Source organism: Betaproteobacteria bacterium (assembly GCA_009377585.1).
Taxonomy (GTDB): domain Bacteria; phylum Pseudomonadota; class Gammaproteobacteria; order Burkholderiales; family WYBJ01; genus WYBJ01.
Window position 1 is genome coordinate 43248 of sequence record WHTS01000020.1, and the last position, 21737, is coordinate 64984.

Annotated in this window: 21 protein-coding genes; 2 read left to right on the forward strand and 19 right to left on the reverse strand. The window is 65.5% G+C overall.

Features of this window, described 5'->3' with window-relative positions; all coding sequences use genetic code 11:
* Window positions 1-15: 15 nt before the first annotated feature.
* Complete coding sequence (locus GEV05_09325) at window positions 16-1692, reverse strand: CTP synthase (protein MPZ43586.1); 1677 nt, start codon at window positions 1690-1692, stop codon at window positions 16-18.
* A 91-nt stretch (window positions 1693-1783) separates the two neighbouring features.
* Window positions 1784-4162, reverse strand: a complete 2379-nt coding sequence (gene ppsA, locus GEV05_09330; protein MPZ43587.1) for a phosphoenolpyruvate synthase — start codon at window positions 4160-4162, stop codon at window positions 1784-1786.
* Between the two features lie 70 nt (window positions 4163-4232).
* Here ppsA and ppsR point away from each other — a divergent pair, with 70 nt between their 5' ends.
* A complete protein-coding gene (ppsR, locus tag GEV05_09335; protein ID MPZ43588.1) occupies window positions 4233-5072 on the forward strand; it encodes a pyruvate, phosphate dikinase/phosphoenolpyruvate synthase regulator in 840 nt (279 codons plus the stop codon).
* A gap of 38 nt (window positions 5073-5110) precedes the next feature.
* Here the strand turns inward: ppsR and GEV05_09340 are convergent, their stop codons facing one another.
* The 17 genes from GEV05_09340 to rpsB form a co-directional block, all read right to left on the reverse strand.
* The gene (locus GEV05_09340) at window positions 5111-5920 is read right to left on the reverse strand and encodes an RNA methyltransferase (protein MPZ43589.1); all 810 of its coding nucleotides are present in this window, start codon (window positions 5918-5920) and stop codon (window positions 5111-5113) included.
* Between the two features lie 37 nt (window positions 5921-5957).
* Complete coding sequence (locus GEV05_09345; GenBank protein ID MPZ43590.1) at window positions 5958-6413, reverse strand: hypothetical protein; 456 nt, start codon at window positions 6411-6413, stop codon at window positions 5958-5960.
* 56 nt (window positions 6414-6469) lie between these two features.
* Window positions 6470-7054 (reverse strand): ribonuclease HII, encoded by a 585-nt coding sequence (gene rnhB, locus GEV05_09350; protein ID MPZ43591.1) that lies wholly within the window; start codon window positions 7052-7054, stop codon window positions 6470-6472.
* Entirely contained in the window at window positions 7051-8214 is a 1164-nt protein-coding gene (gene lpxB / locus GEV05_09355; protein ID MPZ43592.1) for a lipid-A-disaccharide synthase, read from the reverse strand. The genes rnhB and lpxB overlap by 4 nt, the downstream gene beginning before the upstream one ends.
* A gap of 1 nt (window position 8215) precedes the next feature.
* Complete coding sequence (gene lpxA / locus GEV05_09360) at window positions 8216-8995, reverse strand: acyl-ACP--UDP-N-acetylglucosamine O-acyltransferase (protein MPZ43593.1); 780 nt, start codon at window positions 8993-8995, stop codon at window positions 8216-8218.
* A gap of 33 nt (window positions 8996-9028) precedes the next feature.
* Window positions 9029-9469, reverse strand: coding sequence for a 3-hydroxyacyl-ACP dehydratase FabZ (fabZ, locus tag GEV05_09365; GenBank protein MPZ43594.1), 441 nt, complete (start codon window positions 9467-9469; stop codon window positions 9029-9031).
* On the reverse strand, window positions 9456-10532 hold the full coding sequence (gene lpxD, locus GEV05_09370) for a UDP-3-O-(3-hydroxymyristoyl)glucosamine N-acyltransferase (protein MPZ43595.1): 1077 nt from the start codon (window positions 10530-10532) through the stop codon (window positions 9456-9458). Before lpxD ends, fabZ begins: the two co-directional genes overlap by 14 nt.
* Window positions 10533-10564: 32 nt before the next feature.
* The gene (locus tag GEV05_09375) at window positions 10565-11065 is read right to left on the reverse strand and encodes an OmpH family outer membrane protein (GenBank protein MPZ43596.1); all 501 of its coding nucleotides are present in this window, start codon (window positions 11063-11065) and stop codon (window positions 10565-10567) included.
* 31 nt (window positions 11066-11096) lie between these two features.
* Window positions 11097-13367 carry an outer membrane protein assembly factor BamA gene (gene bamA, locus GEV05_09380; protein ID MPZ43597.1) on the reverse strand — a complete coding sequence of 757 codons (2271 nt, stop codon included), beginning with the start codon at window positions 13365-13367 and terminating at the stop codon, window positions 11097-11099.
* A gap of 6 nt (window positions 13368-13373) precedes the next feature.
* Window positions 13374-14738 carry an RIP metalloprotease RseP gene (rseP, locus tag GEV05_09385; GenBank protein MPZ43598.1) on the reverse strand — a complete coding sequence of 455 codons (1365 nt, stop codon included), beginning with the start codon at window positions 14736-14738 and terminating at the stop codon, window positions 13374-13376.
* Window positions 14739-14741: 3 nt separating this feature from the next.
* The gene (locus GEV05_09390; protein MPZ43599.1) at window positions 14742-15962 is read right to left on the reverse strand and encodes a 1-deoxy-D-xylulose-5-phosphate reductoisomerase; all 1221 of its coding nucleotides are present in this window, start codon (window positions 15960-15962) and stop codon (window positions 14742-14744) included.
* 14 nt (window positions 15963-15976) lie between these two features.
* Complete coding sequence (locus GEV05_09395; protein ID MPZ43600.1) at window positions 15977-16768, reverse strand: phosphatidate cytidylyltransferase; 792 nt, start codon at window positions 16766-16768, stop codon at window positions 15977-15979.
* A gap of 14 nt (window positions 16769-16782) precedes the next feature.
* Entirely contained in the window at window positions 16783-17541 is a 759-nt protein-coding gene (gene uppS / locus GEV05_09400; protein MPZ43601.1) for a di-trans,poly-cis-decaprenylcistransferase, read from the reverse strand.
* Window positions 17542-17586: 45 nt separating this feature from the next.
* Window positions 17587-18147 carry a ribosome recycling factor gene (locus GEV05_09405; GenBank protein ID MPZ43602.1) on the reverse strand — a complete coding sequence of 187 codons (561 nt, stop codon included), beginning with the start codon at window positions 18145-18147 and terminating at the stop codon, window positions 17587-17589.
* Window positions 18134-18889, reverse strand: a complete 756-nt coding sequence (locus GEV05_09410) for a UMP kinase (GenBank protein ID MPZ43603.1) — start codon at window positions 18887-18889, stop codon at window positions 18134-18136. Before GEV05_09410 ends, GEV05_09405 begins: the two co-directional genes overlap by 14 nt.
* 89 nt (window positions 18890-18978) lie before the next feature.
* Window positions 18979-19860 (reverse strand): elongation factor Ts, encoded by an 882-nt coding sequence (locus tag GEV05_09415; protein ID MPZ43604.1) that lies wholly within the window; start codon window positions 19858-19860, stop codon window positions 18979-18981.
* Window positions 19861-19937: 77 nt separating this feature from the next.
* Window positions 19938-20687: a 30S ribosomal protein S2 gene (gene rpsB, locus GEV05_09420; protein MPZ43605.1), complete on the reverse strand. Its 750-nt coding sequence runs from the start codon at window positions 20685-20687 to the stop codon at window positions 19938-19940.
* A 243-nt stretch (window positions 20688-20930) separates the two neighbouring features.
* Here rpsB and map point away from each other — a divergent pair, with 243 nt between their 5' ends.
* Window positions 20931-21737 carry a type I methionyl aminopeptidase gene (map, locus tag GEV05_09425; protein MPZ43606.1) on the forward strand — a complete coding sequence of 269 codons (807 nt, stop codon included), beginning with the start codon at window positions 20931-20933 and terminating at the stop codon, window positions 21735-21737.

The following is a 21737-nucleotide window of genomic DNA, read 5'->3' on the forward strand; positions in this document are numbered from 1 at the left end:
CCGCCTTCCCGTGGATCAGACAATGGTATGCAACCGGCGGGACACGTCGGGCTCGACCGTGGCGCCCCGCTCGGCAGCGCGGCGCATGGCGGCGCCGATGAAGGCATTGAACAACGGGTGCCCGTGCCGCGGGGTGGACGTGAATTCGGGGTGGAACTGGCAGGCGACGAACCACGGGTGGCCCGGCAGCTCGATCATCTCGGCCAGATCGTCCTTCACCGATAGCGCCGAGATGCGCAGTCCGTGCTGTTCGAGCGTCTTGCGATAGCGATTGTTGACCTCGTAGCGATGCCGATGGCGCTCGGAGATCGTGTCCTTGCCGTAGATCGCGCGCACGACGCTGCCCTCGGCGAGGGTGCATTCCTGGCCGCCCAGCCGCATCGTGCCGCCCAGGTCGGATTCGGCCGTTCGCAGCTCGGTCTGACCGTCGCGTGTATGCCATTCGGTAATGAGCGCGATCACCGGGTGCGCGCTCTGCGGATCGAATTCCGTGCTGTGCGCACCCGACAGGCCCGCGACGTTGCGTGCGAATTCGATGATCGCCAGCTGCATCCCCAGGCATATGCCGAGATAGGGTATGCCGTGCTCGCGCGCATAGCGGATGGCAGCGATCTTGCCTTCGACGCCACGCTTGCCGAAGCCGCCCGGAACGAGGATCGCGTCCATGCGCTCGAGGCACGCGGTCCCTTCGCGCTCGATGCTCTCCGAATCGATGTAATGAATCACGGGCCGCCCGCCGGTATGGATGCCGGCATGGACCAGCGATTCCGACAGCGACTTGTACGATTCGGTAAGGTCGACGTACTTGCCCACTAAGGCGATATCGACGTGCGCCTTGGGGTGCTCCAGCCGATATACCAGGCGCTCCCACATGCTCAGGTCCGCCGGCGCGGGGCTCAGAGTCAGCGTGCGACAGACGATGTCGTCGAGTCGCTGCGCGTGCAGCATGGACGGAATCTTGTAGATCGAATCGACGTCGACCGCGGATATGACCGCTTCGACATTCACGTTGGTGAATAGCGCGATCTTTCGCCGCTCGTCCGCGGGCAGCGGCCGATCGGCCCGGCACAGCAGCACATGGGGCTGGATACCGATGCCGCGCAGCTCCTTCACCGAGTGCTGCGTGGGCTTGGTCTTCATCTCCCCCGCCGAGCCGATGAACGGAACCAGCGTGAGATGGACGTAGCAGACGTGATTGGGCGGCAGCTCGATGCCCATCTGCCGGATGGCTTCCAGGAACGGCAGCGATTCGATGTCGCCCACGGTGCCGCCGATCTCCACGATCGCCACTTCCGCGTCCTCGGCGCCGAGCCGGATGAAATGCTTGATCTCGTCGGTGATGTGCGGGATTACCTGCACGGTGCCGCCGAGGTACTCGCCGCGGCGTTCCTTGCGTATCACGCTGTCGTAGATCTGGCCGGTGGTGAAGTTGTTGCGCTTGACCATGCGCCGGTCGACGAAGCGCTCGTAGTGGCCGAGGTCCAGGTCGGTTTCGGCGCCGTCCTCGGTGACGAACACCTCGCCGTGCTGGAACGGGCTCATGGTGCCCGGGTCGACGTTGATGTAGGGATCGAGCTTCAGCAGCGTGACGCGGATGCCTCGCGACTCAAGGATCGCGCCGAGCGAAGCGGCAGCGATACCTTTGCCCAGGGAGGACACTACGCCGCCTGTGACAAAAACGTATCGCGTCATCGGTCGTATCCGGTTGCGGGATGATAGCTCAATTGCCTCGGCCCAACAACGCGCCCGCGCCGTTCTCGTCGATTCGAAGCCGCCCCGTTCATCAAGCGGCCGTCTTGCCGGCGAGATAGAGCCAGGTTTCGATCACGGAATCGGGGTTGAGCGACAAGCTCTCAATGCCTTCGTCGACCAGCCAGCGCGCGAGATCGGGATGATCCGAGGGTCCCTGACCGCAGATCCCGACATACTTGTTGGCGCGCCGGCAGGCGGCAATCGCCAGATGCAGCATTTCCTTCACCGCCGGATCGCGCTCGTCGAAGTCGCCCGCGACGATACCCGAATCGCGATCGAGTCCCAGCGTGAGCTGGGTCATGTCGTTCGATCCGATCGAGAAGCCGTCGAAATATTCGAGAAAGCGATCGGCCAGAACCGCATTGGAAGGAATCTCGCACATCATGATGAGGCGCAGCCCGTTGCGCCCGCGTTCCAGTCCATTCTCCGCAAGCAATTCGACGACCCGGCGCGCTTCCTCCAAGGTTCTCACGAACGGCACCATGATCTCGACGTTGGTGAGACCCATCTCGTCGCGCACCTTGATGAGCGCGCGGCATTCGAGCTCGAAACAGTCGCGGAACTTCTCCGAGATGTAGCGCGACGCGCCGCGGAACCCGAGCATGGGGTTCTCCTCGTGCGGCTCGTAACGCGAGCCGCCGACAAGGCTCGAGTATTCGTTGGACTTGAAATCGGACAGGCGCACGATCACCGGCTTGGGAAAGAAAGCCGCGCCGAGCGTGGCGATGCCTTCGGTGAGCTTCTCGACGTAGAACGTGACCGGATCGGGATAGCCCGCGATCTGGTTCTCCACCGCCTCCTTCAAATCCGCCGGCAAATTCGGATGGTTCAGGATCGCCTTGGGGTGCACGCCGATCATGCGCGCGATGATGAACTCCAGCCTTGCAAGCCCCACACCCGCGTTCGGCAGGCGCTGGAACTCGAATGCGAGCTCCGGGTTGCCGATGTTCATCGCGATCTTGACCGGCGCTTCCGGCATGCGATCCAACGCCAGGTCGATCTCTTCGACCTCCAGAATACCGTCGTACACATTGCCCGTGTCGCCCTCGGCGCAGGATACGGTGACCGGGTCGCCCTCTTCCAGGCAGCGCGTCGCCTCCCCGGTGCCCACCACCGCCGGAATCCCGAGCTCGCGCGCAATGATGGCGGCATGACACGTGCGCCCGCCCCGATTGGTCACGATCGCGGCGGCGCGCTTCATCACCGGCTCCCAGTCCGGGTCGGTCATGTCGGTGACGAGCACGTCGCCTTCGCGTACGCGCTCCATCTCGTCCGGACTGCGGATGAGCCGCACCCTCCCGGCGCCGACTTTCTGCCCGATCGCGCGCCCGCTGATCAGGACCTTCGAACGCGATTTCAAGCGGTAGCGCTTGAGCATGTCCAGCGAAGCCTGTGCCTTCACCGTTTCCGGGCGCGCCTGCAGGATATAGAGCTGGCCGTCGATGCCGTCCTTGCCCCATTCGATGTCCATGGGCCGGCCGTAGTGCGCCTCGATCGTCATGGCGAGCCGCCCGAGCTGCTCGACCTCGGCGTCGGTGATGCAGAAACGCCTGCGCTCGGCGTGCGGCACCGGTTCGGTGGTGATCGACTTGCCCGGCTCGTAGCTCGCCGAATACACCATGCGCACGCTCTTGCCGCCCAGCGACCGGCGCAGAATGGCGGGACGCTTCTCCGCCAATCCGCGCTTGTAGACGTAGAACTCGTCCGGGTTGACCGCCCCCTGCACCACCGCCTCGCCCAGGCCGTAGGAAGCGGTTACGAACACGACCTGGTCGAAGCCCGACTCGGTATCGAGGCTGAACATGACGCCGCTGGCTGCGACGTCGCTTCGCACCATGCGCTGGACTCCGGCAGAGAGCGCGACCTCGGCATGCACGAAGCCCTGATGGACGCGGTACGAGATCGCGCGATCGTTGTAGAGCGAGGCGAATACGCGCTTGACGGCGCTCAATACCGCGTCGAAGCCGTGCACGTTGAGGAATGTCTCCTGCTGCCCGGCGAAGCTCGCATCGGGCAGGTCTTCGGCCGTGGCCGACGAACGCACCGCGACGGTGAAATCGCCGCCGTCGCGGCGCTGCATCTCGGCATACGCGTCGCGGATCGCCTGTTCCAGCGCCGGCTGCAGCGGCTGTGCTTCGATCCAGCCGCGTATGGCTGCGCCGCAGCGCGCCAGGGCTTTCACGTCGGCGACATCGAGACTCGCCAACGCCTGTTGGATGCGCCGGTCGAGCCCGTTCGCGGCGAGGAAATCGCGAAAGGCATCCGCGGTGGTGGCGAAGCCGCCGGGCACGCGGATGCCCAACGGCGCCAGCTCGCCGATCAGCTCGCCGAGCGAGGCGTTCTTCCCTCCGACGCGGCCGACATCGGCCATGCGCAGATCCTGCAGCCAAACGAGATAGTCATCAGCCATGGCGCGACGCGGTTGTAAGCGGTTGGGAAAGCCGATATTTTACCCGTTCGACCTGCGGAGGCGAGAACTTATGCAAACGAGCGCGCGTGCGCACCGAAGGACCGCGTACTTCGTCTCCGACCGCACCGGCATCACCTGCGAAATGCTCGGGCACAGCCTGCTCACCCAGTTCGAGGGCGTGCAGTTCACCGAGATCACCAAGCCCTTCATCGATTCGATCGACAAGGCAGCCGCGCTCGTGCACGAGATCAATCAGGCCGCCGAGCGGGACGGCGCGCGCGGGCTCGTCTTCTGCACGCTGGTGAACGCCGACATCGAGGAGGCGCTGATCGGCGCCAACGCGCTCGTAATCGACTGCTTCCAGTTCTTCATCGCGATCCTGGAACAGGAGCTCGGCCTGGGCTCGGCGCGCGTGGTCGGGCGCTCCCACAGCGCCGACAACCTGGGCGACTATCACCGGCGCATCGAGGCGGTGAATTTCGCCTTGAGTCACGACGACGGTATCTCCACCCGAGACCTGGGCGAAGCCGATATCGTCCTGGTAGGCGTATCGCGCTCGGGCAAGACGCCGACCTGCCTGTACATGGCCCTGCAGTACGGCATCCGCACGGCCAACTATCCGCTGGTGGCCGAGGATTTCCAGCGCAACGCCCTGCCGCCACAGCTGCACAACCTGCGCCGCAAGCTCTACGGGCTCACCATCCAGCCCGAGCGCCTGCAAGTGGTGCGCAACGAACGCCGTCCGGGCAGCCGCTATTCGACGCTGGCCAATTGCCAGTTCGAAGTGCGCGCGGCCGAGGCCTTGATGCGCCAGGAAGGCGTGCCGTACATCGACACCAGCCGCAAGTCGATCGAGGAAATCGCGGCCACCATCCTGCACGACACACGGCTCGTCCGGCACGTGTACTGAGCCAGCGACGGCAGTCCACGAATTGCGCAGGCGGTCCCTTACCGCGCTCGCACGGGCGCCGCGGCGGCAAGCTGCCGCACCCGCTCGAACAGAATCACGGCCGCGGCCGCACCGACATTCAACGATTCGATGCCGCGCGCGAGCGGGATCGAGATGGCCGCATGCGCCGCCTTGGCCAGCGGCTCGCTCAGCCCCGCGCCTTCGCTGCCGAACAGAAGCGCGACCGGCCCGGTCAGCGGCAACGCGTGCGGCGCGACGCCGCCGCGGCCCGCGGTCGCGATCACCCGACCCTCGAATTCGCGCACAGCCCGTTCCAGGTCGCAGTGCGCGTGGATGCGCAACGCGAAGTGCGCACCCATGGCGGCACGCAAGGTCCGTGGCGACCAGGGATCCGCACACTGCGCCGAGAGCAGAACCGCGTCGGCGCCCGCCCCGGCCGCCGCACGGATGATCGTGCCGACGTTGCCCGGATCCTGAATGGCGTCGAGCATGACGAGCAGGGAGCCGTTCGGCTTTCCGGCGGGATTTTCCGGGATGTCGATGACGGCGAGGATGCCGGTGGGTGTCTGCACCGGCGCAAGCTGTGCGAACAGCGCATCGGAAAAACAGACACGAGGCGCGTTCGGCGCGCGCTCGAGCAATTGCCGGATCTCGGGGTCGTCGCGCGCGCTTTCGCTCACGGCGATCAGAGCCGGCAGCGCGCGCGCAAGGTAGGCCGCCACGAGGTGCGCACCGTCGAGCAGCGTGCGTCGGGTGCGCCGCCGCTCGGCCGCCGAGCCAGCCAACGCCCGCACGCTGCGAAAGTGCGCATTGCTGCGCGAGGCGATGCGCGGCGGATCGCGCGTCATGGGAATCGTTCGCGGCCTTCGAGACCGCTTGCGCGACTCAGCCGAGCAGTCCGCCGAAAGCGGCCACCGCCACGGTCACGAGCCCCAGCACCAGGTTGGTAGCCACCAGTTGGCGGATGCGATTGAGCGCACTTCCGGCCGCTGGCCAGTTCTGCGCATCGACCTCGCGCGCGAACACGCGAAAGGGTCCGAAATAGACGTACGCGAAGATGGCGGTCATAACGGTCGCGATGGCCGCCATCGCCAGTACATACCCCGGCGCAGCTCGCATGCCGTAAGCCGACGCCAGCATGTGCAGCCCGGAGGCGTACAGCGCGATGATCGACACCCAGACCCAGGTGAAGAACCGTCCGAGCGTTTCGCGCCACAGCGCCAGGCGCTGCGGCGGCTGCAGCAAGCGCGCCGCGGCCGGACGCAATGCCATGTATGCGAAAAACATGCCGCCGATCCAGACGGTCACCCCGAGCAGGTGGAGCAGCAGAGCAATGCGCATTCGGGGGTGCCTCCGATCCTACAATTCCGGTTAACTGCCGCCCGTCCCAACCAGGCTCAGAACAACGAGTATAGAACTTCGCGCACCGGGGCGAACGTCTGTCGATGATGCGGGCAGGCGCCATGACGGCGCAGCGCGTCGAGGTGCTCCGGCGTCGAATAGCCCTTGTGCTGCGCGAATCCGTATTGCGGATAAACGCTATCGAGATCGACCATGTAGCGATCGCGAGCGGTCTTGGCGAGGATCGACGCCGCCGAGATCTCCTTGACCGTGGCATCGCCGCGCACGACGGGGCGGACCGGGCAGTTCAGCGGGGGACAATGCAAGCCGTCCACCAGCACTTGCGCCGGCAGGCACGTGAGCTGTTCCACCGCCCGGCGCATCGCGAGCAGCGTCGCCTGCAGGATATTGAGGCCATCGATCTCCTCCACCGAGGCGCTCGCGACCGCCCAGGCAACGGCGCGCCGCTCGATGCGCACGCGCAGCGATTCGCGTGCGTCAGGCGTCAGCATCTTGGAATCGGCCAAGCCGCGCAGTCGCACCCCGGCACCCAGTATGACGGCCGCCGCATACACCGGCCCTGCCAGCGGGCCGCGGCCCGCTTCGTCGACACCGCATACGATCGTGGTCTGAATGCTCATGGCGCGCGCGCAAGCAGCGGCATGATAGCGCGCGCCGCCGCATCGGCCGCGCCTCGGCGCAAGCTCGCGCGCAGGGCCGAGAAACGCGCCTCCACACGCCGCTGCACCAGGGGATCGGCAATCAGGTTGAGCAGCGCCTGGGCGAGATTTTCCGGCGTCGCGTCGTCCTGCAGCAGCTCCGGGACGATGAACTCGCCGGCCAGGACATTGGGCAGGCCGATATAGGGCAGGCGCCGCTGCGGCCACATGATGCGGTAGGTGAGCGCGGGCACGCGATACGCAATCACCATGGGGCAGCCGAGCAGCGCCGCCTCGAGGGTCGCGGTGCCGGAGGCTACCAGACCCACGGTGGCCGCGGTCAGCGCGTCGTGCGAATGTCCGAACAGAAGCTGCATCTCCAGGCCCGGCGCGCCGTCGTTTTCGAGTGCCGTCTCGAACAGCGTGCGCGTCGTGCGGTTGACCAGCGGGACCAGGAACAACACATCGGGCCGGCGCACCGCGATCAGGCGCGCGGTACGCACGAACAGGCTTGCGTGCTGCTCGAGCTCGGATTCGCGCGAACCCGGCAGCAAGGTCACGATGGTGGCCTCGCGCGGCAGCCGCAACTGCTCGCGCGCGGCAAGCCGGTCCGGCTGCGCCGGCAGCAGGTCGGCCAGCGGATGGCCCACAAACGTGACCGGCACGCCGGCCTGCTGGTACAGCGGCGCCTCGAACGGAAACAGGGCGAGCATGTGGGTCACGGCCTTGCGGATCTTTTTCATGCGCTGCGCTCGCCAGGCCCAGATCGACGGGCTCACGTAGTGTACCGTCGGGACGCCGCTGCGACGCAAATCCGCTTCCAGCGAAAAATTGAAATCCGGCGCATCGACGCCGATGAAAAGATCGGGCGGATCGCGCAGCCAGCGTGCGCGCAGCGCGCGCCGGATACCGAGGATCTCGCGAAAGTGCCGCAGCACCTCGACGTAACCGCGCACGGCGAGCTTCTCGACTGGATAGAGGCATTCGACGCCCGCCGCCTGCATGCGCGCGCCCGCCACGCCGGCAAAGCGGATGGAAGGGTCGAGCGCGTGCATCGCGTTCACGAGCGAAGCGGCGAGCAGATCGCCGGAAGCCTCGCCGGCGACGATGGCAACGGTCGGTGCGCGGGCCGCTGCCGTCATGTCAGCGCACGATGCCTCGCCTCGAAAGCGCGAGAAAATCGAGCCACAAGCGCAGCTCCGGCAGTGCATCGACCTCCCCGGCGAGCGCGCGCCTCGCCTCCTCCAGCGTCAGTCCTGATTTGTACAGCGTGCGATAGGCTCGCCGCAGGCCATCGATCGCGGAGGAGGAGAAGCCGCGCCGGCGCAGGCCTTCGCTATTGATGCCGTGCGCAGCCGCGGGATTGCCGGCCACCGTAACGTAAGGTGGCACGTCGTGCACGATCACGCTGCTCAAGCCCGTGATCGAGTGCGCCCCGATGCGGCAGAATTGATGCACGGTGGTGAAGCCGCCGAGGATCGCATGATCGCCGACGTGCACGTGACCGGCGAGCTGTGCGTTGTTGGCGAAGATCGTGTCATTGCCGATCTGGCAATCGTGCGCCAGATGCACGTAGGCCATGATCCAGTTGCCGTTGCCCAGCCGCGTGACGCCCGCATCCTGCACCGTGCCGCGGTTGAAGGTGCCGAACTCGCGGATGGTGTTGCCGTCTCCGATCTCGAGCCCCGTGGGCTCGCCGCCGTACTTCCTGTCCTGCGGCGCTTCGCCGAGCGACACGAAATGGAAGATGCGATTGTCGCGGCCGATCCGGGTATGGCCCGTCACCACGCAATGGTGGCCGATGCGGCTGCCGGCGCCGATCTCGACGTGCTCGTCGACGATGCTGAAGGCGCCGACCGACACGCCCGCGCCCAATCGCGCGGCCGGATGAACGAGGGCGGTGGGATGGATGGTGTCCGTCATGACTCGCCCGCCTCGGGCTCGCTCCCGGGTCGCTCAGAGATTACGCAGCGTGCAAAGCAACTCGGCTTCCGCCGCCAGCTTGGCCTCGACCCGGGCCTCGGCCTTGAACTTCCACAGCCCGCGGGATTCGCGCGCGCGCGTGATGCTCACGTGCAGCATGAGCTGATCGCCGGGAATCACCGGGCGCTTGAAGCGCGCATTGTCGATGCCGACGAAGTAATAGATCGACTTGTCGTCCGGCAGTTGGTTGTTGCTGCGAAAGGTCAGGATGGCGGCCGCCTGCGCCATGGCTTCGATCACCAGCACCCCCGGCATCACCGGATGGTAGGGAAAGTGTCCGACGAAGAACGGCTCGTTGATGGTTACGTTCTTCAGCGCCACGATGTTCTTGTCCGGCTCGAGCCGGACCACCCGGTCGATCAGCAGGAACGGGTAGCGATGCGGCAGGTACTTCAGGATTTCATTGATGTCCATCGTCTCGATCTTCTTGTCTGCGCTCGGGGCTTGCGCCCGATCGCTCTCTCCCTGAACGCTTTCTCCCTGGGCCGCCCGAGTCGCCGAGACGACGCAGCACGGCCGCAATCCGCAGCCAGGTGCGATGCTCGCTCCAGGGAAATATGCCGGTGTAGCGGCCCGGGATTTCGATGGAGCGGCCGATCATGGTCGACGGCGAGATCTGCACGCCGTCGGCCAGGTGCAAATGGCCGGAGATGTCTGCGCTGCCTCCGATCACGCAGTTGGCGCCGATGCGGGCGCTGCCCGCGATGCCGGCGCACGCGGCAACGCTCGTGTTCGCGCCGATGTGCACGTTATGGCCGATCTGGATGAGGTTGTCCAGCTTGACGCCGTCGCCGAGCACGGTATCGGCCATGGCGCCACGGTCGATCGTGGTATTGGCGCCCACTTCGACATCGTCGCCGAGCACGACTCGGCCGACATGCGGCATCTTCACCCAGCGGCCTCGATCCAGCGCACCGCCGAAGCCGTCCGAACCGATGACGCAGCCGGCGTTGAGCACGGCCCGTTTGCCGACGATGCAATGGGCATAGACCGTCACGTTCGCATGCAGGCTCGAGCCTTCGCCGATCTCGGCGTAGCGGCCGATGCGACATCCCGGGCCGATGCGCGCACGTTCGCCGACGCAGGCGCCCTGCTCCACACTCGCGAATGCGCCGACCTCGGCGCTCGCCGCCACCTCCGCCTCGGGGTGCACCCAGGCCTGCGCATGGGTGCCGGCCACGGCACCCGGGTCGGGATGAAACAATTCCAGCACCCGGATGAAATACAGCGGCGGGTTAGCGGTACAAATGCAGTTGAGGCCGGGACGGGTGTTCGACGGGTGCAGCACGACCGCGCCGGCACGCGTTGCCTCGAACTCGCCGCGGTAGGCGTCGTTGGCAAAGTACGAGATGTCCTCAGGACCGGCCGATTCGAGCGGTGCGACCTGCGTCAGCCGCTGTGCCGCATCGCCTTCGAGCTCTCCGCCCAGCAGCTCGACCAGTTCACCCAGCAGGAATGAGCGGGCGGCTGGACGCATCGGCGCGCTTCGGAGAAAACCTCGGCCGCCGGCTACTTCTGCTCGCCAAGGGCCTTGAGGACCTTGTCGGTGATGTCGATGCGCGGGCTGCGATAGACCGCTTCCTGCAGGATCAGGTCGAACTTCTCCGCCTCCGCGATCTGCTGGATCACCTTATTGGCGCGTTGAAACAGATCGGCGAGCTTCTCGTTTCGCCGTGAGTTCAGATCCTCGCGATAGGAACGCTGGGCGCGCTGGAATTCCCGGTTGATGCGCACGAGCTCCTGCTCGCGACGGCTGCGCTCGCTTTCGCTCATGGTCATCGCCTCCTTCTCCATGGCTGCCTGACCTTCCTTGAGCTGGCGCTCCATGTTCTGCAGCTCCTGGATGCGCGGCGCGAACTCGCGCTCCAGCTCCTTACTGGCACGAACCGCCGGGGCCGACTCGCGGTTGATGCGCTCGGCATCGAGGAAACCGATCTTCAGCTCTGCGGCCGAAGCCGCAAGCGGCAGGCCCAGCAGAGCAAGCAGGCATACGAGACGAGCGGCGTTCAAGGTGTATCTCCTCGGACAAGCGGCAGCATTGTCAGAATGAGGCGCCGAAGGTGAACTGGAAGCGTTGCTTCTTGTCGCCCGATTTGTCGCTCATGGGCTGAGCCACGCTGATCTTCAGCGGCCCCAGGGGCGACACCCAGAGCACGGCCACGCCCACCGAGCTGCGGAATTCGTCGCCCGAAAACTTGTCGGCGATCATGCCGGCGTCAGTGAATGCGCTCAGTCGCACCGAACGGTCGTTCTCGAGTCCCGGAAACGGGATAAAGAACTCGGCATTGAGCACAACCCGCTTGCTGCCCCCGATCGGATCGCCGAACTGGTCCTTGGGGCCGAGGGAGTTCGCATCGTAGCCCCGAACCGAGCTCACCCCGCCGGCGAAAAAGTTCTTGAAGAAGGGCAGCGGCTTGTCGTCCAGGCCATCGCCGATGCCGATCTCGCCATTCAACATGAGCGTATAGTAACGCGTCAGCGGCCAGTACCATTGGTGCTGGTAAGACAGCTTGTAGTAGCGCAGGCTGCCGCCGGGCAGGCCCGACTCGAGCGACAGCCTTTGCATGCGCCCCTTGGTCGGGTAGATGAGGCTGTCGCGATTGTCGCGCGACCAGCCGATCGTGCCGAGCAGGGTCGAATTGGTTTCGCCGAAGGTATCGACGAAATCGATGAAACGCTGCGGACTGTCGCTGAACACGTTCAGCTCGGTGCGCTCCACGCCGATGCCGTAGTTGATCGTGTCCAGATCGCTGATCGGCACCCCGAAACGCAGTTGTGCGCCAATCGTGGAGGTGCGCCAGCGCCCCGAGTCGATCTCCGTGGGATCGATGTCGCGCTTGTAGATGTCGAAGCCGCGGCTTACCCCGTCGACCGTGAAATAGGGTTCGGTGAGCGACAGCGAATAGACCGTGTTCACCTTGCTGGTATTGAGCTGCAGGCCCAGGTGGTTGCCCGATCCGAACACGTTGGTCTGTGTGACCCCGCCCGACAGCACCAGGCCTTCGCTGCTGGAGAAACCCGCGCCGACCAGGAGGTTGCCGGTCGGCTTCTCCTTGACCGAAATGTTGACGTCGATCTGGTCGGTCGTTCCGGAAACGCTCGGAGTCTCGACGGCGACGTCGTCGAAGTAGCCCAGCCGGTCGAGGCGGTTGCGCGAGTTGGCAACCCGTTCGGCGGAGTACCATGCGCCTTCGAGCTGGCGCATCTCCCGGCGGATCACCTCGTCGCGGGTCTTCGTGTTGCCGATAACGTTGATGCGTCTGACATAGACGCGCCGTCCCGGGTCGACGAAGAAGGTGAACGCGACCTGGCGCTTCTCCCGGCTCACCTCTGGAGCAGCATTGACGTTGGCGAACGCGTAGCCGTCGTTGCCGAGACGGTCCGAGATTGCCTTGGTCGATTCGGTCAGCAGCTCGCGCGAGAAAACGTCACCGGGCTTGATCGTGATCAGCTTGCGCAGCTCCGCCTCCGGCAGCAGCAGCTCACCGGCCAGGCGCACGTCGGAGACGGTGAACTTCTCGCCCTCGGTGAGGCCGACCGTGATGTAGACATCCGTCTTGTCGGGCGTGATCGAGACCTGGGTCGAATCGATGTTGAAGCCGAGGTAGCCGCGGTTCAGATAGAACGAGCGCAACGATTCCAGGTCGGCCTGCAGTTTCTGGCGCGAATACTGATCGTGCTTGGAGAACCAGGTCATGAGCCCGGGGGTGCGCAGCACGAACTGGCTCAGCAGCTCCTTTTCCGCAAACGCCTTGGCCCCGATGACGCTGATCTGGCGGATCTTGGCGACCTCGCCCTCCTCGACCGCGAAGTTGATGGAGACGCGGTTGCGCTCCAGCGGCGTGATCGTGGTCGTGACGGTGGCGGCGTACTTGCCGCGGCTCACGTACTGGCGCTTGAGCTCCTGTTCGGCCCGCTCGAGCAGCGAGCGGTCGAAAATCCGGCCTTCGGCGAGCCCGACCTGCTTCAGCCCCGTCTTCAACTGGTCGGGCTCGAATTCGCGCACGCCGGTGAAGTCGACTTGCGCGATGCTCGGCCGTTCCAGCACGGTGACGATCAGAACCCCGTTCTCCGCCTCGAGCACCACGTCGCGGAAAAAACCGGTGGCATAAAGCGCGCGAATGGCGGCGGCGGCCCTCTCTTCGGTGAGCGTCTCGCCCACCTTGATCGGCAAATAGCTGAAGATCGTTCCGGCCTCGGTTCGCTGGATGCCTTCGACGCGGATGTCCTTCACGACGAAGGGCTCCAGCGCGTGCACCAGGCGGCATCCGATCAGCAGCGCGCTAAGCAACAGCAAACGCAAAAATCGCATTCTGGTTTAGTTGCTGATGAGCCGGTTCACGTCGTTGAAGAGGGCGAGGAGCATCAGGGTGAAGAGCACCGCCATGCCGACATGCTGACCGATCTGCATGGCACGCTCGGAGACCGGCCTGCCCTTTAGAATTTCGATCGTATAATACATCAAATGCCCTCCATCCAATAATGGTACGGGCAGCAGGTTGAGCACGCCCAGACTGATGCTGATCAGGGCGACGAAGCCGAGATACGCGATCCAGCCGACCTGCGCGGATTGCCCGGCGTAATCGGCGATCGTGATCGGCCCCGACAGGTTCTTCAGCGAGATGTGGCCCGTAAGCATCTTGCCGAGCATGCGCAAGCTGAACAGCGACATCTCCCACGTCTTGCCGACCGCGCGCAGCAGGCTCTCGCCCACCCCGTAGCGCACCTCGATCAGCATCGCGCGCATCGATTGCGGGTCCACTTTCGGTGCCGCACCCATGCGCCCTATGGTGCGGCCGCCTTCGCTCACCGCATCGGTCGTGACCTTCACTTGCATGCGCGTACCGTCGCGTTCCAGGTCGAGCACGAGCGGTGCATCGGGACGATCGCGCACCGCGGCGACGACATCCCGCCACTCGTTCACCGCAACGCCGTCGATCGCGACCACGCGATCCCCCTCGCGCAGCCCCGCCTTTTGCGCGGGCGCACCCTCGACCACCTGCCCCAGCACCGGCGGCAAAGGTGGGTTGAATCGGAGCAATCCGGCGGCGCGCAGAAAGTCGCTGTCGAGATCCTCGCTGGTGAGACTCGACAGATCGAGCGTGCGCGCGTCGATGTAACCTTTGCGGTCGCTCGTTTCGATTTTCACCGCCGCCCGGTTCACCGCGTGCTGCAGCAACAACCAGCGGGCATCCTGCCAGGTCGCAACCGGCTCGGCTCCGATTTTGAGCAGCGTATCGCCCTGGTGAAATCCCGCCGCACGCGCCGGGGTCGCGGGCGGGGGTTCGTCCAGGATCGGGCGCAGCCCCGGCATGCCCGACATGAACAGCACCCAGTAGATCGCAATCGCAAGCAGGAAATTGGCAACCGGGCCGGCGACGACGATGGCGAAGCGCCGGTAGACCGATTGGCGGTTGAACGCACGCGGCAGATCTTCGGGCGCGACCCGGCCTTCGCGCTCGTCCGCCATCTTGACGTAGCCGCCGAGCGGAAAGGCAGCGATCACCCATTGGGTGCGGTCGGCGCCGTAGGTGCGGCTAATTAGCGGGCGGCCGAAGCCGATGGAAAATCGCAGCACCTTCACATTGAGCGCGCGCGCCACCAGGTAATGGCCCAGCTCGTGAAACAGGATCAGCGAGCCGAGCGCAACGACGAATGCAATGAGCGTTGTCAGCAGCGTCATGACTCAGACGGAGGACGGTGAATAGGCCGCCAGCCGCACCGCTGCCGGGCGCGGCTGCATGGACCAGCTGCGCGCATGTTCGCGCGCCATGCTGTCGGCGGCAAGAACGGCTTCCAGCGTCGTCGCGGCGTTCCAGGCGACGCGTCCGAGCACGTCTTCGGCGAGACGGGCGATGGCGGGAAAGTGGATGTCGCCGGCAAGGAAGCGCTCGACGGCGACCTCGTTGGCAGCGTTCAGCACCGCGGGCGTGGTGCCGCCCTGGCGCAGTGCCGTGTAGGCGAGCCGCAGGCACGGGAAGCGCTCCGGGTCGGGCGCGTGAAAGTCGAGCCGCCCGACCCGGGTGAGGTCGAGCGCCTCCACACCGGCATCGATGCGTTCGGGATACGCCAGCGCATATGCGATCGGCGTACACATGTCGGGCTGACCCAGCTGGGCAACGGTCGAGCCGTCCCGATACTCCACCATCGAGTGCACGATGCTCTGCGGATGCACGACCACGCCGATACGCGCCTCGTCCGCCCCGAACAGCCAGTGCGCTTCGATCACCTCCAGGCCCTTGTTCATCATGGTGGCCGAATCGACCGAGATCTTTCGCCCCATGACCCAGTTGGGGTGCGCGCACGCTTGCTCGGCCGTCACCGCCTCGAGGGCCTCGGCCGGCAACAACCGGAAGGGCCCGCCGGACGCGGTCAGCACGATGCGCCGCACGCCCACCGCATCGAGGTCGCCCGCAAATTCACGCGGCAGCGCCTGGTGAATCGCGCTGTGCTCGCTGTCGATCGGCAATAGCGTGGCGCCGTGCCGGCGCACGGCCGCCATGAACACCTCGCCCGCGATCACCAGCGCTTCCTTGTTCGCGAGCAACACCCGCTTGCCCGCTCGCACGGCGGCAAGCCCCGATTGCAGTCCGGCGGCGCCAACGATACCGGCGATGACCACATCGACCTCGGGCAAGCTCGCCACCTGGGCCAATCCCTCCTGGCCGCACAGGACCGTGCACTCGCAGCCTGCCTCACGCAGGCGCCGGTACGCGCGCTCCGCCTCCAGCGGATCGGACAGCACGGCGTACGCGGGCCGGAACTGCAAGCACTGCTGCACCAGGGCGTCGGCGCGCGTGTGCGCGCTTAGCGCAAGCACGCGATAGCGCTGCGGATGCCGGGCGATTACGGACAGCGCATGCGTGCCGATGCTGCCAGTCGATCCGAGTAGCGTAATGGCCTGCATCGTGCTCTATCCGCTCAGGTCGAACCGATTACCGAGCCGAGTGCCGCAAGCGGCAAGGCCGCCACCAGGCCGTCGATTCGATCCAGCACCCCGCCATGGCCGGGGAGTATCGTGCCGCTGTCCTTGACGCCCGCGCGCCGCTTCACCCAGGACTCGAACAAATCGCCCTCCACGCTCAACGCCAGCATGCCCGCAACAAGGAAGAGATCGGTCGCACGGTGGCCGGCGAGGAAGGCGGGCGCCCATAGCCACCACAGCAATCCATAATACACGGCGACACCGGCGATCGCGCCGAGCACGCCCTCCCAGGTCTTGCCGGGACTGATGCTGGGAGCGAGCTTGCGTCGGCCGAAGCGCCGCCCGACGAAATAAGCCGCGGTATCGGCGATCCATACGACCCCGAGCAGAGCGAGCAGGCGCGCCGCCGTTTCCTGCAGCACGTACAGCGAGTACCAGGCTGAAACGAGCACGATTGCCCCGGCGAGCGCCAGCGCCGCCGAGCTGGCCGGCAGCGCGCGGCGCAACCAAAACGGAACCACGGCGAGCCAGAATGCAATCGCAGCCGCGAGCACCCATGCGCCACCGGGCAGCCGCACCAAGGCGAGTGCGACACATGCAGCGGCAACCAGCAGCGTAAACGCGACCACAGCGCGCGGGCCGAGCGCCGCCAATGCGCCCCACTCGATGCAGGCCAGCACCACGACCATCAGCATCACCGCGCCCCACATCGGCTGCGGCAGCCAGAACAAACCGGCGAGGAACAGGGGCAGGATGATCGCGACGGTCAGGATACGGCGAATGAGCACGGGTCGCCCGAAGCTCATCCCGTGCCCGCGGCCCGAGGCAAGCGCGGCGCTACCTCTTCGACCAGTTGCTCGCTGGTTCGGCCGAAACGGCGTTCGCGGCTCCGATACGACTGGATCGCCCGCTCCAGCGCCGCGGCGTCGAAATCGGGCCACAACGTGTCGGTGAAATAAAGCTCGGTGTAGGCAAGCTGCCACAGGAGGAAATTGCTGATGCGCTGCTCGCCACCGGTGCGGATGAACAGATCCGGCTCCGGCGCGTAATTCATCGCCAGATACGCGCCCAGGTCCTGTTCGCTGAAGCCGCGGGCGAGCTCGGGACGATCCGCCAGCATCCGCTCCATTGCCTGCATCAAATCCCAGCGGCCGCCATAGTTCGCCGCCACCGTCAGGGTGAGGCGCGTGTTGGCCGCGGTCAGCGCCTCGGCCTCGCGGATCAATGTCTGAATGCGCGGCTCGAACCGGCTCAGCTCGCCGATCACGCGGAAGCGGATGGCGTTCTCATGCAGCTTCGCGACCTCCTGTTCGAGCGCGGTCACGAACAGGTCCATCAGGAATGAAACCTCCTCGGCGGGCCGGCGCCAGTTCTCGCTGGAGAAGGCGAACAGCGTCAGGAATTCGACGCCGCGCTCGGCACATCCGCGCACGGTCGCGCGCACCGCGTCCGCGCCCTTGCGATGCCCGGCCACCCGGGGCAGGTGGCGGGTGCGTGCCCAGCGTCCATTGCCGTCCATGATGATGGCGATATGCCGGGGCACCGGACCAACCTCGGGTATCGCAAGTGTCGTGCTCTTGAACAAAATGAACGGCCTTCCCTGGACCTAGACTGCCAGCAAATCGGTTTCTTTCTGCTGCAGGATCTTGTCGATCTCGGCGATGAAGCGGTCGGTCAGCTTCTGCACCTCGTCCTGCGCCTTGCGCTCCTGATCCTCCGGCACTTCCTTCTTCTTCAGCATGTCCTTCAAGTGCGTATTGGCATCGCGGCGAATATTGCGCACCGCCACCCGGGCGTTCTCGGCCTCGTGGCGCACCACCTTGATGAGATCGCGCCGTCGCTCCTCGGTCAGAGGCGGCATGGGCACACGCACCCGCTCGCCATCGGAAGCAGGATTCAGGCCCAGATCGGAATCGCGAATCGCCTTCTCCACCGCGGGCAGCAACTTCTTTTCCCACGGTGTCACCGCCAGCGTGCGCGCATCGAGCAGGCTCACGCTGCCAATCTGCGGCACCGGCGTCGGCGTTCCGTAGTAATCGACCACGATATGATCGAGCAGCCCGGTGTGCGCGCGACCCGTGCGTACCTTGCCCAGGTCGGTCTTCAGCGCTTCGATGCTCTTGTGCATTCGCTGCTCTGCGGACTTTTGTATGTCAGCCACGGTCATCGCGCACCTCCGACTTCCAGGTCACCAGGGTTCCCTCGTCCTCGCCGGTGATCACACGCCGCAACGCGCCTGGCTTGAAGATGCTGAACACGTTGATCGGCAACTTCTGATCGCGGCACAGCGTGAGCGCGGTGGCGTCCATGACGCGCAGATTGCGTTGGATCGCCTCATCGAAGGTGAGCCGCTTGTAGCGCATCGCCTCGGGATGCGTCCTCGGATCGTCGGTGTAAACGCCGTCCACCTTGGTCGCCTTGAGCACGATGTCGACGTTCATTTCCATGCCGCGCAGCGCCGCCGCCGTATCGGTGGTGAAGAACGGATTGCCGGTGCCGGCGGCGAAGATCACGACCTTGCCCTCCTCCAGATAGCGCATCGCCTTGCCGCGAATGTAAGGCTCGACCACCTGCTCGATGTTGAGCGCCGACTGCACCCGGCTGGCGAGGCTCACGCGGCGCATCGCATCCTGCAACGCCAGGGCGTTCATCACCGTCGCCAGCATGCCCATGTAATCGGCCGTTGCGCGATCCATGCCCTCGGCCGCCGGCGCGACGCCGCGAAATATGTTGCCGCCGCCGATGACGACCGCGGTTTCCACACCGATCCGGACGATTCCCGCGATTTCATCGACGATGCGCTCGATCACGCCGCGGTTGATGCCGTAGGCGTCCCCGCCCATGAGCGCTTCGCCCGAAAGCTTGACCAGAATGCGGCGAAACACCGGCGGCCGCGCCGTAGCGGACACTGCCGCCGCAGCGGCGGTATCCGCCACTGCCGCCCCTGCGGCGGCATCCGTCTCAACGCCACGCGCCTGCACGAGCGAGATATCCGAGTTCACGCTTGACTCGCTGCCGCCATCACCTCCGCGACGAAATCCGATTTCTTCTTCTCGATGCCTTCGCCGAGGACGAACATGTGGAACGCATGCACCGTCGCGCCATTGGCCTTGAGGAGCTTCTCCACCGTCTGCTTGTCGTCCTTCACGAACGGCTGGCCCAGCAAGGTCACTTCGGACAGATACTTGTTGACCGCGCCCTCGACGATCTTGTCGAGCAGGTTCTCCGGGCGTCCGGACTCGACGGCGCGCGCACGGGCGATGGTGCGCTCGCGCTCGATCAGCTCTGCGGGCACCTCGTCGCGCGAACGCGCAACCGGCTTGGAGGCGGCGATATGCATCGCCAGATCCTTGCCCAGGGTGTCGTCTCCGCCGCTATAGTCGACCAGGACGCCGATGCGCGTGCCGTGCAGGTACGAGGCAAGCCGGCCTTGCGCCTTCACGGTCGCAAGCCGGCGCAGGTTCATGTTCTCGCCCAGCTTGGAGACGAGCGCATGGCGCGCGGCTTCGACCGTCTCGCCGCTCGGCAGCTGCTCCTGGCTCAGCACTTCGGGCTCGGAGATACCTTTATCGGCCGCCACCTGCGCCACCGCCCGGGCGAACTGCGCGAACGCCGCATCCTTGGCAACGAAATCGGTTTCGCAGTTCACCTCGGCCAGCGCACCCGCGCGCCCATCGGCGCCCACATACGCTGCTATGACGCCTTCGGCGGCAACGCGTCCCGCCACCTTGGAGGCCTTCGCCCCGCTCTTGATGCGCAGGATCTCCTCCGCCTTCTTGATGTCGCCGTCCGCCTCGGTCAGCGCCTTCTTGCATTCCATCATGCCGAGGCCCGTAGCCTCGCGCAGTTCCTTCACCATCGCTGCGGTGATCTCTGCCATATCTGCTCCGATTCGCGTCTACTTGCCTGCTCCGATTTCCGCGTGTAACTTGCGCCAACCGGCTGCACCGTCTGCGCCTAGCGTTCCTCGTTCGCCTCTTCCTCGGCTTCGACTTCCACGAACTCGTCGCCGACCGGCTCGCGACTCACCATGCTGCGGCCTTCGATGACCGCATCCGCCACGCCGCGGGCATACAGCCGAATCGCACGGTTCGAGTCGTCGTTGCCCGGAATGACGTACTGAATGCCGTCGGGCGTATGGTTGGTATCGACCACGGCAATGAGCGGGATGTTCAACTTGGTCGCTTCCTTGATCGCGATCTTGTGGTAGCCCACGTCGATCACGAACATCGCGTCGGGCAGCGCCGACATGTCCTTGATGCCGCCGAGACTGCGCTCGAGTTTCGCCATGTCGCGCTGGAACTGCAGGCCTTCCTTCTTGGTCAGTTTGTCGATCGACTTGTCCTCGATCATGGCCTCCATGTCCTTGAGGCGTTTGATCGACTGCTTGACTGTCTTGTAGTTCGTCAGCATGCCGCCAAGCCAGCGGTGATCGACATAGGGCGAAGTGCAGCGAAGCGCCTCCTCGCGCATGGTGTCGCGCGCCTGGCGCTTGGTGCCGACGAACAGCACGCTGCCGCGGCGGGAGGACAACTGGCGCACGTAGGTGAGCGCCTCGTTGTACATCGCCAGGGTCTTTTCCAGGTTGACGATATGAATCTTGTTGCGGCTGCCGAAGATGTACGGCGACATCTTGGGGTTCCAGAACCGGGTCTGGTGGCCGAAGTGCACGCCGGCCTCCAGCATTTCACGCATCGTGACGGACATTCGATACTCCTGATCAGGGTTGATACTGACCCCCGGCACAAGACCCCGCATGCGGGCACCCTTGACGCGGCCGAAGGCGCGATTTCCGGCCGCCCGGGCGGGTTGCCGAGGCAGACGAATTAACCTTGCAGTGTAGCAGCTTGCCTGCGCTGCGCCCATCCCGGCGAGGCGTCCGTGGACCTCTGCAACCATGGACCGGTAGTGCCGCTTGGTCTATAGTTTTTGGTTTACCCGGCGCGTGCCATGTCTGTCACCATCAAAACACCCACCGAGATCGAGAAGATGCGCGTCGCCGGCCGGCTCGCCGCGGAAGTGCTCGACCATATCACGCCGCATATCCGGTCGGGCGTGACGACCAACGAGATCGATCGGCTGTGCCACGAGTACATGACCGAGGTTCAGCGTACGGTCCCGGCCCCGCTCAACTACGCACCCCCGGGCTACAAGCCGTTCCCGAAATCGGTCTGCACCTCGGTCAACCACGTCGTCTGCCACGGCGTTCCGGGAGACAAGAAGCTCAAGGCGGGCGACGTGATCAACGTCGACGTGACCGTGATCGCCGACGGCTATCACGGCGATTCGAGCCGCATGTATTACGTCGGCGAGCCCCCCATCCAGGCGCGGCGGCTGTGCGAGATCACCTACGAGTGCATGTGGCTGGGGATTCGAATAGTGCGCCCCGGCGCCTGCCTCGGCGACATCGGGCACGCCATCCAGACGCATGCCGAGCACGCCGGCTTTTCGGTCGTGCGCGAATTCTGCGGCCATGGCATCGGCCGGCGCTTCCACGAGGAGCCGCAGGTGCTGCACTACGGTCGCCCGCGCACCGGGATGCGCCTCGAGCCCGGAATGATCTTCACCATCGAGCCGATGATCAACGCCGGCCGGCCCGAGGTGCGCCAGCTGGCGGATGGATGGACCGTGGTCACCAAGGACCATAGCCTGTCGGCGCAATGGGAGCACACGGTGCTGGTCACCGCGGCGGGTCATGAGGTGCTGACCGTGTCGGCGGGAACACCGCCAGCGCCGGAGCCCGCAACCGCACAGTGA